This window comes from candidate division KSB1 bacterium (assembly GCA_034506255.1).
In the GTDB taxonomy this organism is placed as follows: Bacteria; Zhuqueibacterota; Zhuqueibacteria; order Zhuqueibacterales; family Zhuqueibacteraceae; genus Coneutiohabitans; species Coneutiohabitans thermophilus.
On record JAPDPX010000006.1, the window covers coordinates 336,630 to 350,078 of the forward strand.

Below are 13,449 nucleotides of genomic sequence, written 5' to 3' on the forward strand. Positions count from 1 at the left end.
CCGGCCAAGCACGTTCGCACTGACCGCCTCAACCATAAAGGAGTTTCGCGCCATGTGTGGCATCGTCGGATATGTCGGAGAGAAACCGCTGGTTCCGTTGTTGATCGAGGGTTTGAAGCGGCTGGAATATCGCGGCTATGATTCTGCGGGATTGGCGATCGTCTCGGGCAACAAACTTGTCATCGAAAAACAGGCGGGCAAAATCTCGAACCTGGAGCGCCGGATGAACGGCATCCCGCTGCGGGGCAGCGTGGGAATCGCGCATACCCGTTGGGCCACGCACGGCGTCCCCAACGACGTCAACGCCCATCCGCACACGGACAGCAGGAACTGCATCGCGTTGATTCACAATGGCATCATCGAAAACTTCCTGGTGATCAAGCGCGAGCTGGTCAAAAAGGGCCACAGTTTCTGCTCCGAGACCGACACCGAGGTGCTGGTGCATCTTATCGAGGAATTCCTGCAGCAGGGTTTGCAGTTCGAAGAGGCGGTGCGCGCCGCACTGGCACAGGTGCAGGGCACTTACGGTATCGCGGTGATTTCGCACGAGCATCCCGACACCATCATCGCGGCGCGGCGGGGCAGCCCGCTGGTGATCGGCATCGGCGAGGGCGAGTACTTCGTTGCCTCCGATGCCACCGCCATGGTCGAGCACACCAAAAACGTCACCTATCTCGACGACGGCGAAATGGCGGTGCTGACGCGCAACGGCGTGCAGATCAAGACCATTGACAACCAGCCGGTGACCAAGGCCATCGAGCGCATCGCCTTCGACATCGAGCGCATCGAAAAGGGCGGCTACGACCATTTCATGATGAAGGAGATCATGGAGCAGCCGCGCACCATCGAAGACGCGCTGCGCGGCCGCCTGCTGCCCGAGGAGGGCATGGCGCGGCTGGGCGGCATCCGCCATGAGATCGACTCCCTGCTCTATGCCCGCCGCATCCTGCTCACCGCCTGCGGCACCTCCTGGCATGCGGCGCTCATCGGCGAGTATATGCTGGAAGAGTTCGTGCGCATTCCCGTGGAGGTGGAATATGCCAGCGAATTCCGCTATCGCGATCCGGTACTGGACCGCGACACGGTGGTGATGGTCATCAGCCAGTCGGGGGAAACCGCCGACACGCTGGCCGCGCTGCGCGAGGCCAAGCGCAAGGGCGCCAAGGTGCTGGGCATTTGCAACGTGGTCGGCTCGACCATCGCGCGCGAGACGGACGCAGGGGTGTATTTGCATGCCGGCCCGGAAATCGGGGTGGCCTCCACCAAGGCCTTCACCTCCCAGGTGACCGTGCTGTCGCTCATCACCCTGTTGCTGGCACGCATGCGCAACATGTCGGCCAGCAAGGGCCGCGAGACGGTGCAGGCAATGCAGGCGCTGCCGCGGCAGGTCGAACAGATTCTGCAGCAGCGCGAGCAGGTGCGGGAAATCGCCAAAATCTATCACCAATCAGGCAATTTCCTCTATCTCGGCCGCGGCTATAATTTCCCGGTGGCGCTGGAGGGGGCGCTCAAACTCAAGGAGATTTCCTATATTCACGCGGAGGGCTATCCGGCAGCCGAGATGAAACACGGCCCAATCGCGCTGATCGATGAAAACATGCCGGTGGTCTTCATCGCCACGAAGGATTCGACCTACGACAAGATTATCAGCAACATCGAAGAGGTGCGGGCCCGCCGCGGCCGTGTGATCGCCATCGCCACCGAGGGCGACCAGGAAATCAGACGTCATACCGATCACGTCATCTACATCCCGCCGACCATCGAAATGCTGATGCCCATTCTCACCATCATTCCACTGCAACTGCTGGCGTACTACATCGCCATCCTGCGCGGCTGCGACGTGGATCAACCGCGAAATCTAGCCAAAAGCGTAACGGTCGAATGAAATCCTCCTCCGTCCTCTTCGGTTGTGCCTGGCTGGCGCTGGGCCTTGTTGTTACGACGGCAGCTTCCCAGGAGACGTTGCGGGAGAAAAAACTGCAGTTCCAGCGCGGGGTGACCGCCTACAATCAGGGCAACTACGCGCTGGCACTGGAACAGGCCCTGCGCACCGTGGAGCGCGGCGCGCAGGACGAACTTTACACCGCCGGGCTTTACCTGCAGGCGCGCTGCCATTATCACCTGGGCCAGTACAGCCAGGTGAGCGAGGCGCTCACCCGCCTGATGGAGGCACACCCCGGGAGCCGGTATCGCGAGCAGGCGCATTATTTGCTCGGCATGACGGCGTTTCAAGAGGGCAACTATGCCGAGGCCGCGAGCGAATTCATCTGGGTGCTCGATTTTGCCGAAACGCCGGCGCTGCGCGAGGCCGCCGCCAAACATGCCCAGACCCTGTTCGATGATTATCTCCAGCCCAATGATTTGCGCCGCAAACTGCGCCGCGGCTATCTGGGCGAGAACGGCCTGGCCCTGGTGGCGATCGCGCTCGCCAAAAATGAATATGCCCAGGGCCGCCGCAGCGAAGCGCAAAAAATCGTCGAGACCTTCCTGCGCGCGCATCCCAACACCCGTTTCACCCGCCAACTGGAGCAACTCAAAAACACACCGCAGCCGGATCTCACCAGTGCTGTGCGCATCGGCGTCATCGTGCCGCTGAGCGGCATGGATGCCGAGGCCGGCCAGGCACTCTACCGCGGGATGCGCTACGCCCTGCGCACACGCGGCAGCAGCAGCGGGCCCCTGGCACAGGCGGGGGCCGGCGGCAATTTGCCCGGCGCAAATCCCGCGGTTGAATTTGTGGTGCGCGATTCGGAGAGCAGCGTGGTGGGCGCGCTCAAAGCCGCCCAGCTCTTGTTGAGCGACCCCAGCATCGTGGCTCTCATCGGCGAGTATGAAAACTCCGCGAGCAGCGCAATTGCCGCACTGGCGCAGGAGAAGAGCATTCCCATACTCGTGCCGGTCTCGACGGCCAACGGTATTGCCGGGCTGGGCGAGTACGTGTTTCAAATGAACGCCGACCGCGAGATGAAAGGCCGCGCGCTGGCCGAGTATGCCGTGCGCTATCTCAACTGCCGCCGCTTTGCCACCTTCGCGCCGCAGGATGAGTACGGCCAGCAGATGACCGATGGTTTGAGTGCCGCGGTCGACAGCCTGGGCGGCCAGATCATCACGCAAAAGTGGTACTATGAGGGCACCGAAGATTTCGGCAAGCAATTCAAGGGCATTCGGGCCGCAGCCTTCGAGCTGAGCCTGGCCGACACTCTCAAGCTCGAACAGAATTACCGTTCGCTCAAGGGGGTGCGCAATGCCGCCCTGGTCGAAGATGTGTCCACGCCGGTCACCAGCATTCACGCCCTGTTCCTGCCGTTGTATCATGAAGACATCACTTTGATTGCGCCACAACGCGCTTATTACAACATTCAGTGCCTGCTGTTGGGTGGCGACGACTGGCAGTGGATCGAGCCGGAGCGCATGCGCGAGCTGCGCCCCTATATCGACGGCACGGTTTTTCCCAGCGACTATTATGTCGATTGGCAGAGCGAGCGCGGCCGGCAGTTCCGCATCGCTTATCGCAAGCTCACCGGCGCCACGCCCGAGCGCTTTGATGTCCTGGGCTATGATGCCGGCAGCCTGCTGTTGCATTGCGTGGAGCGTGGCGCCCGCAAGCCGGATCAGATTCGTGAGGCCCTTGCCCGGATTGACGGTTACCCCGGCCTGAAAGGTGAAATCAGCTTCAAAAACTCCCAGCGGGTCAACCGCCGCGTGAACCTTCTGCAAATTCTCAACGCGGAGATCCGGCGGGTGAACTAGACTGTTTTATTCGTCCGGGCATTTGCCAAAAAATGATGTAGCTGACACAACAAAGCGCCCGGATGAGCCATGGTCATTCTCATCATTCCTCAAAAGGAGAAACGTGAAATGAAGTACCGCACTGCAGCTTTTTTTCTGTTGATGACATGGGGAGTCGGTGTGAGTCAGACGAAAAACGAAACGGATGACATTCGTTTGTTCCAGACCTTTTTCCAGGATGCTCCCATCGCCACCGCCCCGTACGGCGAGGGGTTGTTTCAGTATTCCACTTATGACAATGACCTTTCCAGCATCGACCTGGCGGTGCAGGCGGCGCTGCCGGTGGCGGAGAAACTGCAGCTCGGCGGCGGTTTGGGATTTCGCAATATCTCCCCGGATGTGGGCGACAGCCAATCCGGCATCAGTGACCTGCTGGTCTCCGGACGCTACAACGTCGTGCCCGGCCCGACGGTGATTTCGGTGGGCGCCCTGCTTACCCTGCCCATCGGCAGTGAGGACATTGGCGAGGGCACGCTGGATTTCGGCGGCTTCGGCTCCTTGCGCCACCGGCTGGAGAGCGGCCTGGTGCTGACCGGTACGCTCGGCCTGGATTTCGCAGAGACGAAAGTGCCCAAATTCAATCCCAGCACCGGGCGAAACGAAACAGATTCCGAATATGACAACAGTCTGTTGCTCGGCGGCGGCGTGATTTATCCGACCAAAAACAAACTCAATCTCATCGGCGAGCTCAACTTCCGCACCGAGGGGGATTACATTCTACTGTCGGGCGGCATCGATTATCCGCTGAAGTCCGGCGGCCGGTTGCGTGGCGGCCTGGGTCTGGGGTTGGACGATGGCGCGCCCAATTTCACCTTGCGCGCCGGTTATTTGCTGGGTTTTTGAGCCGGGAACCAGGCGCCGCTCAAGCGACGGAGCCGCGCGCCACAAAACGCCACTGGGTGAAACAGCTTTGTTGAAGCGTCAAAGCTCACCCTCTCTCTTCCCGGGAGGAGAAGGGGGTGAGCTTTGTCATACAACATTCCCTCCCTCCCCTGCCACCGCCAACCGCCTGGCTGTGAATGCCGCGGGGCATGCTCATGCCACGGAAAATCGCTTGCAATCCAGCAGCCAGCCTGCTATATTTGCCGCCGGCGCTGTGAAAAAACGGCAATAAACCTGCGGCCCGCCCTGTGTTATCCATAGAGATTCCATGAAATTTGCGGAGTTTACCCAATCGATTCGCCGGGGAGATTTCAAACCGGTTTATTTTTTCGCCGGGGAGGAGACCGGCTTGATCGAAGAGGGCGTGCGACTGTTGCTGGACAGGCTTGTCACGCCGGAGATGCGCGACTTCAATTTCGATGCTTTTTATGGCAGCGACGTGCCGGCCACCAGGGTGTTGGACATTGCCTGTGCCTATCCCATGCTGGCAGCTTATCGCACCGTTCTCGTTCGGGATGTGCATAAAATGCCGGCGGGCGATCTCCTGGCGCTGGCCGAATATGCCAAAAAGCCCTGCCCCACCACCCACTTGATTCTCACGCAGCGCGAGAAAGGCTCGAAGAAAAAAGGCCTGGAGGTGTTGAGCAAAATTGCAGGCTTTGTTGATTGCCGGCCACTCTACGACAATCAGATCGTGCCCTGGATCCAGAGCCATATTGCGAGCCTGGGCATGACCATCTCCCCGGAAGCGGCGCAATGGCTGGCCACTGAAGTGGGCAACTCGATCCAGGCGCTGCGCAGCGAAATTGATAAGTTGCAGACCTATCTCGGCAGTGAACGACAGATCACGCTCGAACATGTGCGGGAGGTTGCCGGATTTCGGCGGGAATTCTCGGTCTTTTCACTGCAGGAGGCGCTGGGCGGCAGGAATTTGGCGGCGGCGCTGCGCATCGTCGAGGTGCTGGCGGAGAACACCAGCCCCGGCGCGATCGTGAGCAGCCTGGCGCGTTATTTCGGACAATTGTATCTGGCACAGACGTTGTCACGGCGGCAGGATCTTGCGGTGTTGTCGCAAAAAACCGGGGTGCATGCGTTCTTTGCCGAACGGCTGCAACGCGAGGCGAGAGCCTACAGCAGCAGCGCACTTTTCAATGCGCTGGAGGTGCTGCGCCATGTCGATTATCTCGCCAAGAGCCAGAGCATTTCTGCGCCGCTGTTGTTGCGACTGATGACCATCGCCATCATCAAGCAACTGCCGGTGCAAAGCCTGCCGTTTCCGCGGGTTTCTGCAAACGAGTTGCTTGAAGCGTAGACTCATTCGTTCCGCTGCAAACGCGTGCCGGCGGCTCGCCGTTCGTAAAGTGGCTTGGGCGTGGGTTGATGTTGCTCTTTGGTGAGGCTGGTTTGCATGGAAGTCACCCGCCACAATCCTCGCATGAGGGAAGGAAGATGAATGGAGGAAAATTCCAAAAGAAACGAGGGCAAGCCCACCGATGAAGATCTGATCGAGCGTTTTCAGCAGGGAGAGTTGGCGGCATACGAAGAGATTGTCCGGCGCTACAAGGATCAGTTGCTCAACTTCGTCTTTCGGTTTCTCAACAATCACGAGGAAGCAGAGGACGTGGTGCAGGAGACGTTCCTGCGGGTGTATCGCAACCGCTTTGCCTATACGCGCATCGCGAAATTTTCCACGTGGATCTACACGATTGCAGGCAATTTGGCGCGCACCGAACTGCGCCGCCGCAAGCGCCGGCGGTTCTTCTCCCTGACCGACATGGGGCTGGAGGATCGCGATTATGAAATTTCGGACGAGGTGTTCAATCCTGAGACACAGGCGAACAGCACACTGGGCGAGGAGTTGATCCAACGCGAGATCAGCAAGCTCTCGCCAAAGTTCCGGGAGGTCATCATTTTGCGGGATGTCCAGGAACTTTCGTATGAAGAGATCAGTAAGATTATCCGGGTTCCAATTGGTACGGTCAAATCGCGCGTTAATCGTGCCCGGCTCCGTCTGCAAAAGCGCCTGAAGAAAATACTGGATCAGCGCAAATAATCAGCCTTCCACATTCAAACTCCAAAGGAGTGGCCGGTATCACTTGCTACAATGAAGGTTACGTATGAACACTTGCGAGAGGTTTTCCGAGTCCTTCTCGGACTACATCGAGAACAGTCTGCCCGCCGCTGAACGACAAAAACTGGAGACCCACCTATCGGCCTGTCATGCCTGTCATGACACGGTTACCCGCCTCCACCACCTGCGGAGTCAGTTGAGAAGTTTGCCCCGGGTTCGCACCTCCGATGATTTCACGGCAGTCTTGCGGGCACGCCTGAAACGCGAGCAGCGTGTGCCGCACCCCGGCCGACTGGTGGGCACTCCCAACCGCCTGGTGCGTACCGCCGGCTACGCCGGCGCCGCACTCATGCTCGTTATGGTTCTCGGCTATCTCGTCTGGCGTCCGCAAACACCCACCGCTGCGGCGTCCCACCTGCGCCCTTCGCCAACCCGGGACGCGGCCGTGACCGACTGGCAAGATGACCCTGCAACCTATCCCGCACGCATCACTTATCCCCTCGATAAAATCACCCCTGCGCATCCAATTTTCCCGGCCCATATTCTGCGCGGCCTGCCTGCGGCCAACGCCACTGCGGCCGATTCTGCGCATGGCAGGGTGATCTCTAGCGTCCGTCCTGTAAGGGCGACTTTCATTTCATCCTTCTGAGGGTGCATGGTCGTGGAGCCCACCCTGACACTTTGCTGGTTGCGCTCTGCGAGCGGGCGTCGATCAGCCCTGCCCAAAAGCACCCGGCCGCATGCCATGTGGCAGGCGGGATTGGGTGTCATTCTGCTGTGCTGTCACGCCGGTGGCGTGCAGGGGCAGAGTCTGCTTTCGGCGCTGGAGAGCGAGATTGCCGGCATCGTCACTTCGGCCAAACCCTCGGTGGTCACCATAACCGCGCTGAAGGCACCCAGTGATGGCGGCAGCCGGCTGTTTGAGATGTTCGCCGACCGCCGCGCGGCTGCAAAGGAGCTGGTGGTCGGCAGCGGCTTGATTATCAGCAGCGATGGTTTCGTGCTGACCAAAGAGTCGGTGGTGCGGGCGGCGGATTACATTGATGTGGCGATGGATGATGGCGCCACTTATCGCGCGGAACTGGTGCGGGCGGATTCCGCCCGTGGCATTGCCATCGTGAAAATTCACGCCACCGGTCTGAAGCCCGCGCGCATCGGTCTGGCCAGCGACTTGCGTGCCGGTTCCTGGGTTACAGTGATTGGCAATGCACTGGGCGTGCCGCAAGCCGTGTCAGTGGGTGTGGTGCGCGCAATTCAGGCGGATGGCAGCCTGCACATCACCGCCAATGTCGATCCAGGCAGCAACGGCTCGCCGGTCTTCGATGCCCAGGGCCGGGCTGTCGGCATGGTCGCCGGCCGTGTCGGTATCGATGCCGCCAATGCCCAAAATGGCAATTTCTTCAGCAATACGGCGCTGGTATATGCGCTGAGCGCCCTCCTGCCGGCGGTGCGCACCGCGGCGGAACAGTATTATGCCACGCACGGCTGGCTCGGCATCACCGTCGTGACGGATGGCGGGCAAACCTGGCCGCGCATCCTCACCATTGTGCCGGACGGTCCGGCACAGCATGCCGGCTTGCAAGTGGGGGACCTGATTCGCAAATTCGCCGGACAAATGGTGGATTCCCTCACCTCCTTGAGCACACTGGTGGCGGCCACCCCGCCCGGCGAAGAGGTGGAGCTGGAAGTGGTGCGGCAGGAAAAATCCTTCCGCGTCAAGGTGCGTTTGGGAACCCGGATTCCGATCGCGCTCAGTGAACTGCGTCTGCCCGCCGCCGAATCCACCGTGGAAACGGAGTCCGGCCTGCAGCCGGGCGAAAGTGCGCGGCCCGAACCCGCCTGGCTGCGGCAGCGCCTCAATGCGCTGGAAAAGGAACTGCGCGCTTTGAAAAATCTCTATCAAAAAAACAACTGACAGGTGCCGGCAGTTTTTTTCCTCATCCCAGGAGAGATTGCTGCTTGATTCTCGCACGTGTAATCGGCACGGTGTGGGCGACGCGCAAAGATGAACGGCTGCAGGGCCTGAAGCTGCAGATCGTCCGGCCGGTGAGCCTCGATTTGAAAGACCGGGAGGGCTTTTTGGTGGCGGTGGATGCCGTGGGCGCCGGCGTCGGGGAAGTTGTGCTCGTGGTGCAGGGCAGCTCGGCACGGCAAACGGCAGTCACCGAAAACAAGGCGGTGGACGCCACCATCATGGCCATCGTTGACAAACTGGATGTTGCCTGAATGTTTCTTGCACGCGTGCTGGGTACGATCTGGGCGACGCAGAAAGATGCCAGCCTGATCGGCACCAAAATGCAAATCATTCAACCGCTCGACCGTTTTGCCGCTCCCAGCGGCACGCCGTTGATCGCGGTCGACACCGTGGGCGCCGGTCCGGGTGAGATGGTGTTTTACGTCACCGCACGCGAAGCCACCCTCCCGCTGCGTCACGGCCTGTCACCGGTCGATGCTTCCATCGTCGGTATCGTTGATACGATCGAAAACTACTGACGTCCCAGCCATGCCCCTGCCGCCCGCCCGCGTGGTTCTCGCCACCCACAATCGCGACAAAATCCGTGAAATTCAGGAAGCGCTGAGAGCGCTGCCAGTTACCATTCTTTCCCTGGACGACTTTCCCGACCTGCCGGAGGTGGCAGAGGACGGCGACACCCTGGAAGAGAATGCCCGCAAAAAGGCGGTGACGCTGCACCACCATACCGGCCTGCCGGCGCTCGCCGATGACACCGGTTTGTTCGTTGCCGCCCTGGGCGGCCGCCCGGGGGTGTACAGCAGCCGCTATGCCGGCCCCGGCGCAAGTTATCAGGACAATGTGTGCAAGCTGCTGGCGGAAATGCAGGCGGTGCCGCCAGAGCGCCGCAACGCGCGTTTTCGCACGGTCATGGCCTTCACTGATGGCAACACCGTGCACTTCGTGGAGGGATCATGCGACGGCCACCTGGCCCTGGCGCCGCGGGGGGAGGGCGGGTTCGGCTATGATTCGATTTTCATCGTGGCCGGCAGCGAACGCACGTTCGCAGAGATGTCTCTGAGGGAAAAGAACGCGGTGAGCCATCGCGGACGGGCGCTGGCTGCCGCCCGACAACTTCTGAAGCGATACTTTCGAGTGGAGGATTGAAACATGGCTGAAGCAATGAGGGGTCTGTTCCACAAAAAACGAAGACCGGGGTGCTCGATTTTGCCGGCATTCTCGCTGCTGCTGCTTGCCGGCGTGGGTTGCAGCAAAAAAATTTCCCCCAATCTTCCCGACCCCTACCCGGATCTGCACCTGGTCAGCATCTCGCCCGGGCCCAACGCCACCGGCGTACCGACGCAAACCAGCATCACGCTCACCTTCAGCGCTGAAATGTCTTTGCAAAATCTCGGGCTCATACTTGCACCCACGCCGCCGGGTTTCTTCGCCAACTGGCAACTGAGTGCCGATGCCCGCCAAATCAGCGTGGCCACCACCCTGGCGCCCAACACCACCTACTCGCTCGTCGTCTTCGCTGCCAACGATCGCTACGGCGATTATCTGCGCACGCCGTTCGTCAGCAGGTTTGCAACCGGCAGCAGCATTGCGGGAGCGAGCGTGAGCGGCACTTCCGTGAAGCCGTTCAACCAGCCGCTGCAGTGCTTCGCCGGTTTGCTCACGCAAAATCCCGAAACGATTCTGGCAGCCGCCGCACCGGACGAGGCATTCTATGAACATCTCGCCGCGGTTTCAGCGATCACTGACACCTCGGGCAAATACAGCATTACTGGCGTCGCCGCAGGGGTGTACTGGCCATTCGCTGCGCTGGATGTGAATCGTGACGGCCGCTTCCGCCTGCAGGACGGCGACCAGTTGCAGGGCCACGACGCCAATGCCGATCAGGCACTCGACAGCGTGACCGTGGCCGCCACCGCACTCACGCAAATCACCCTGCAAACCCCGGTGGTCGGATTGAAAGTAGTCAGCACCTTCCCGGTGAATGGCCAGAAAAACGTGCCGCTCAACACCACCTTCCGCCTGACCTTCACCACGGCGGTCGACAGCAGCCGCCTGGGCCTGTTCATTGCGCCGATTCCCGAAGGCCTGACTGGCGCCACGCTGCGGCCGAGCGCCGACCGGCGCGAACTTTCCGCGCCCGTGACGCTCAAACCCAACACGGTGTACACGGCCGTGCTTTATACCGCCACCAGCACGCGTGGCCAAATGCTGCAGACACCGCAGCAGGTCACCTTCACCACCGGCACAGACTTCCCCGGCGGCAAAGTGCAGGGACGGGTGCTCTTCCGTGGCGGTGGCATCTCGCCACGCAACACACTGGTCGCGCTGCTCAACACCGATCTGCTCGACGTCATTCAGCAAATCTTTCCGAATCCCAGCCAGGCCACCGCTGTCCTGCGCAAGACACTGGCGGCAATTTCCTATGTGCCTATGGAAACCGGCGAATTCGTGATTGCGAATGTCCCCGACGGCACCTACTGGCCGGTGGGCGCCAAAGACACTGATTTGGACGGCAGCCTGGAGCCCACGGCCGTGCCGCCGGAGCCGATTGGATTCTACGATCGCGATGGTGATCAAGCCGCGTCACGTGCCGACAGCGTGGTGGTATCCAACGGCACCACGGTATCCAACATCACGATCGTCTTTTGAGGCAGCGACGCGGATCGCCAAAACTCTTCACCCACAAACAAAACTCCCACGGTTGACACCCCGCCGGGTCCCAGCCGTGGGAGTTTTGTTTTCAAGCGCTGCCGGGCAACTTGCGCAACCGGCCTACCTCCCTCCGCCGCGGCCGGCACTACTGGTGAATTTCGTGGTCACGATCTTCAACGTCTTGCCGCTGGCAATCATCTCCGGCACCACGGCCTCGCTCATATCCAGCACGACCCAGGTGCTGGCATCTTCCGGATGATAGCCCAGCCGGGCGCGCAGCACCGAACCGCGATTCACCTCCACCGTCAGCGGGTCCGCGATGTAGAGTTTGGCGAACCGCAGCAGCAGGCGGACGGGATCGGCCAGCAAATCGGTGGTGTAAGCCGGCACGCGGCCATTGTAAACCACCTTGACGGTGTCACCCAGCACATAGACCTGTTCGATCTTGGAGGCTTCGGGCAACTCGGGCTGATGGTCGATGGTGTAGATGAGAAATTCGACACGGCGGTTGAGAAAACGCTTCTGCTCGGTGCTGTTGTCGTTCAACGGTTTCCATTCGCCGTAGGAGACGGGATTGTAGAACTTGCTCGGGCTGTTGCCTTGATTCACCAGAAACTTCATCACGCTGTTCATGCGGCGGTCGCCGAGCTTGATGTTGTACTCATCGGTGCCGATGCTGTCGGTATGACCGGAGATCCACACCAGCGACTCGGGATAGAGCTTCAAAATCTCATCGGCTTTGTACATGGTGGGATACATGTCGGTGCGAATATCCGACTTGTCGAAATCGAAATTGATGCGCAGGGTCATCAGCACATCGCGGCCTTTCTGCTCGACGGTGATGCGGCCTTCGGTGAGGCGGGCCAGCGAGTCGGCCTTGCGCAGGCGCTCCGCCAGCAGGGCTTCGAGGTCGCGGATGCGTTCTTCCGCTTCCTTGGCCGCCAGCCGCGCCTCTTCCGCCTCCTGGCGGGCGCGGCGCGCTTCCGCCAGTTCGCGGTCAATCTCGCCGCGATCGACGAACAGGCCCTGCGGTTCGGCCGTGCCGAAGTTGAAAGAGAGCGAGAAACGATGCGCCTGGGAATCGAAGGCCTCGAGCGGGCTGAAGGCATAATCGAAATGGGTGTTTGAGCCGCCGAACCAGCTCATGGGAATCACCAGCCCAAAGCCCGCACCCCAGCGGGAGTTGTCGTCGAGGTTGTGAAATTTGTAGCCGCCGCGCACGGCAAAAACTTCGGAGAGAAAAAACTCGGTGCCGGCCTGCAGGCGGATGTCCTTGTCACGCTTGTCGAGAAATTTTGAGGCATCCAGACCGAGGCGCCATTGCAGACGGCGGCCGCTGGCACCCAGACCGATGGGAAAGTGGGCGGCGATGCCGGCACGAATCGTCTCCGGCAGCAGGCCGGCGCTGCCGCCGCCGGTGAGTTTGAGCCTTTTGAGGGTGAGATTCTGCAGGGTGGCGCCCACCGAAAAATTCTCGAGTGCGTAAAGCGCGCCGAGGTCGACGCCCAGGGCAGTGCCGGCACTGCTGATCAAATCCTGCCGCATGCCCTTGAGGGCGGCGCCAAAGGACAGGCGGTTGTCGAGCAGATAGATGTAATTGCCGTACCCCAGCGTCAGCAGCAGATCGCTGCTGCTGAAATCACCGGTGAGGGGTGAGAAATCATCAGCCAGCGCCACAATGTCACCTTCGTTGAAATAACCGAAACCCAGCCCGAAGGTGCCGTAGCGGGTGGGCAGCGCCCCTTCCAGGGCACCCTGATAGGTGTCATCGATCCATCGATGAAAATGCAGTGACAGCGACGCGTTGCTCAGGCTGCCGAGACCGCCGACGTTGTAGCGCATGACGCTGAGATCGTTCGCGAGCGCCGTAAACGCCTCGCCCATGGCCACCTGGCGGGCATAGGGGCTGATGCGCAGCATCGGCGCGGCATATTGCCCGGCCACCTGCGCCTGTGCCAGCGCGGCGGCAGTCAGCACGAGCAACGTGGCGATTCCCGCACGACGTGAAGGAAAGGGGATATGATTCATAAGAGTGATCCTGCTGGTCGTCGTCACAAAATCAGGAATGCATGAACGATGGCAT

12 protein-coding genes are annotated in these 13,449 nt (G+C 60.6%); 11 read left to right on the forward strand and 1 reads right to left on the reverse strand.

Annotated features, from left to right (window positions below):
• The first annotated feature begins 52 nt into the window (after positions 1–52).
• The 11 genes from glmS to ONB52_14450 all read left to right on the forward strand — a co-directional run bounded on the left by glmS (position 53) and on the right by ONB52_14450 (position 11,363).
• Positions 53–1,885: a glutamine--fructose-6-phosphate transaminase (isomerizing) gene (glmS, locus tag ONB52_14400; protein ID MDZ7417325.1), complete on the forward strand. Its 1,833-nt coding sequence runs from the start codon at positions 53–55 to the stop codon at positions 1,883–1,885.
• Positions 1,882–3,750, forward strand: coding sequence for an ABC transporter substrate-binding protein (locus ONB52_14405; GenBank protein ID MDZ7417326.1), 1,869 nt, complete (start codon positions 1,882–1,884; stop codon positions 3,748–3,750). The genes glmS and ONB52_14405 overlap by 4 nt, the downstream gene beginning before the upstream one ends.
• Before the next feature lie 69 nt (positions 3,751–3,819).
• Positions 3,820–4,632, forward strand: a complete 813-nt coding sequence (locus ONB52_14410; GenBank protein ID MDZ7417327.1) for a transporter — start codon at positions 3,820–3,822, stop codon at positions 4,630–4,632.
• A gap of 307 nt (positions 4,633–4,939) precedes the next feature.
• A complete protein-coding gene (holA, locus tag ONB52_14415) occupies positions 4,940–5,983 on the forward strand; it encodes a DNA polymerase III subunit delta (GenBank protein MDZ7417328.1) in 1,044 nt (347 codons plus the stop codon).
• A 141-nt stretch (positions 5,984–6,124) separates the two neighbouring features.
• On the forward strand, positions 6,125–6,724 hold the full coding sequence (locus tag ONB52_14420; protein MDZ7417329.1) for a sigma-70 family RNA polymerase sigma factor: 600 nt from the start codon (positions 6,125–6,127) through the stop codon (positions 6,722–6,724).
• Positions 6,725–6,788: 64 nt separating this feature from the next.
• On the forward strand, positions 6,789–7,391 hold the full coding sequence (locus ONB52_14425; protein MDZ7417330.1) for a zf-HC2 domain-containing protein: 603 nt from the start codon (positions 6,789–6,791) through the stop codon (positions 7,389–7,391).
• Between the two features lie 6 nt (positions 7,392–7,397).
• A complete protein-coding gene (locus tag ONB52_14430; GenBank protein MDZ7417331.1) occupies positions 7,398–8,657 on the forward strand; it encodes a S1C family serine protease in 1,260 nt (419 codons plus the stop codon).
• A 44-nt stretch (positions 8,658–8,701) separates the two neighbouring features.
• Positions 8,702–8,968 carry a EutN/CcmL family microcompartment protein gene (locus tag ONB52_14435; protein ID MDZ7417332.1) on the forward strand — a complete coding sequence of 89 codons (267 nt, stop codon included), beginning with the start codon at positions 8,702–8,704 and terminating at the stop codon, positions 8,966–8,968.
• Positions 8,969–9,235 (forward strand): EutN/CcmL family microcompartment protein, encoded by a 267-nt coding sequence (locus ONB52_14440; GenBank protein MDZ7417333.1) that lies wholly within the window; start codon positions 8,969–8,971, stop codon positions 9,233–9,235.
• 10 nt (positions 9,236–9,245) lie between these two features.
• The gene (gene rdgB, locus ONB52_14445) at positions 9,246–9,860 is read left to right on the forward strand and encodes an RdgB/HAM1 family non-canonical purine NTP pyrophosphatase (GenBank protein ID MDZ7417334.1); all 615 of its coding nucleotides are present in this window, start codon (positions 9,246–9,248) and stop codon (positions 9,858–9,860) included.
• Positions 9,861–9,863: 3 nt separating this feature from the next.
• Positions 9,864–11,363 carry an Ig-like domain-containing protein gene (locus ONB52_14450; protein MDZ7417335.1) on the forward strand — a complete coding sequence of 500 codons (1,500 nt, stop codon included), beginning with the start codon at positions 9,864–9,866 and terminating at the stop codon, positions 11,361–11,363.
• Positions 11,364–11,486: 123 nt separating this feature from the next.
• Here ONB52_14450 and ONB52_14455 read toward each other — a convergent pair whose 3' ends face one another.
• Positions 11,487–13,394, reverse strand: a complete 1,908-nt coding sequence (locus ONB52_14455) for a PorV/PorQ family protein (protein MDZ7417336.1) — start codon at positions 13,392–13,394, stop codon at positions 11,487–11,489.
• Positions 13,395–13,449 lie beyond the last annotated feature (55 nt).

Excerpts from the sequence above, each read along its gene's own strand:
- rdgB (MDZ7417334.1), top strand. The coding sequence starts at position 9,246 with ATGCCCCTGCCGCCCGCCCGCGTGGTTCTCGCCACCCACAATCGCGAC.
- ONB52_14450 (MDZ7417335.1), top strand. The coding sequence starts at position 9,864 with ATGGCTGAAGCAATGAGGGGTCTGTTCCACAAAAAACGAAGACCGGGG.
- glmS (MDZ7417325.1), top strand. The coding sequence starts at position 53 with ATGTGTGGCATCGTCGGATATGTCGGAGAGAAACCGCTGGTTCCGTTG.
- ONB52_14405 (MDZ7417326.1), top strand. The coding sequence starts at position 1,882 with ATGAAATCCTCCTCCGTCCTCTTCGGTTGTGCCTGGCTGGCGCTGGGC.
- ONB52_14430 (MDZ7417331.1), top strand. The coding sequence starts at position 7,398 with ATGGTCGTGGAGCCCACCCTGACACTTTGCTGGTTGCGCTCTGCGAGC.
- ONB52_14425 (MDZ7417330.1), top strand. The coding sequence starts at position 6,789 with ATGAACACTTGCGAGAGGTTTTCCGAGTCCTTCTCGGACTACATCGAG.
- ONB52_14440 (MDZ7417333.1), top strand. The coding sequence starts at position 8,969 with ATGTTTCTTGCACGCGTGCTGGGTACGATCTGGGCGACGCAGAAAGAT.
- ONB52_14410 (MDZ7417327.1), top strand. The coding sequence starts at position 3,820 with ATGGTCATTCTCATCATTCCTCAAAAGGAGAAACGTGAAATGAAGTAC.
- ONB52_14455 (MDZ7417336.1), bottom strand. The coding sequence starts at position 13,394 with ATGAATCATATCCCCTTTCCTTCACGTCGTGCGGGAATCGCCACGTTG.
- ONB52_14420 (MDZ7417329.1), top strand. The coding sequence starts at position 6,125 with ATGGAGGAAAATTCCAAAAGAAACGAGGGCAAGCCCACCGATGAAGAT.
- holA (MDZ7417328.1), top strand. The coding sequence starts at position 4,940 with ATGAAATTTGCGGAGTTTACCCAATCGATTCGCCGGGGAGATTTCAAA.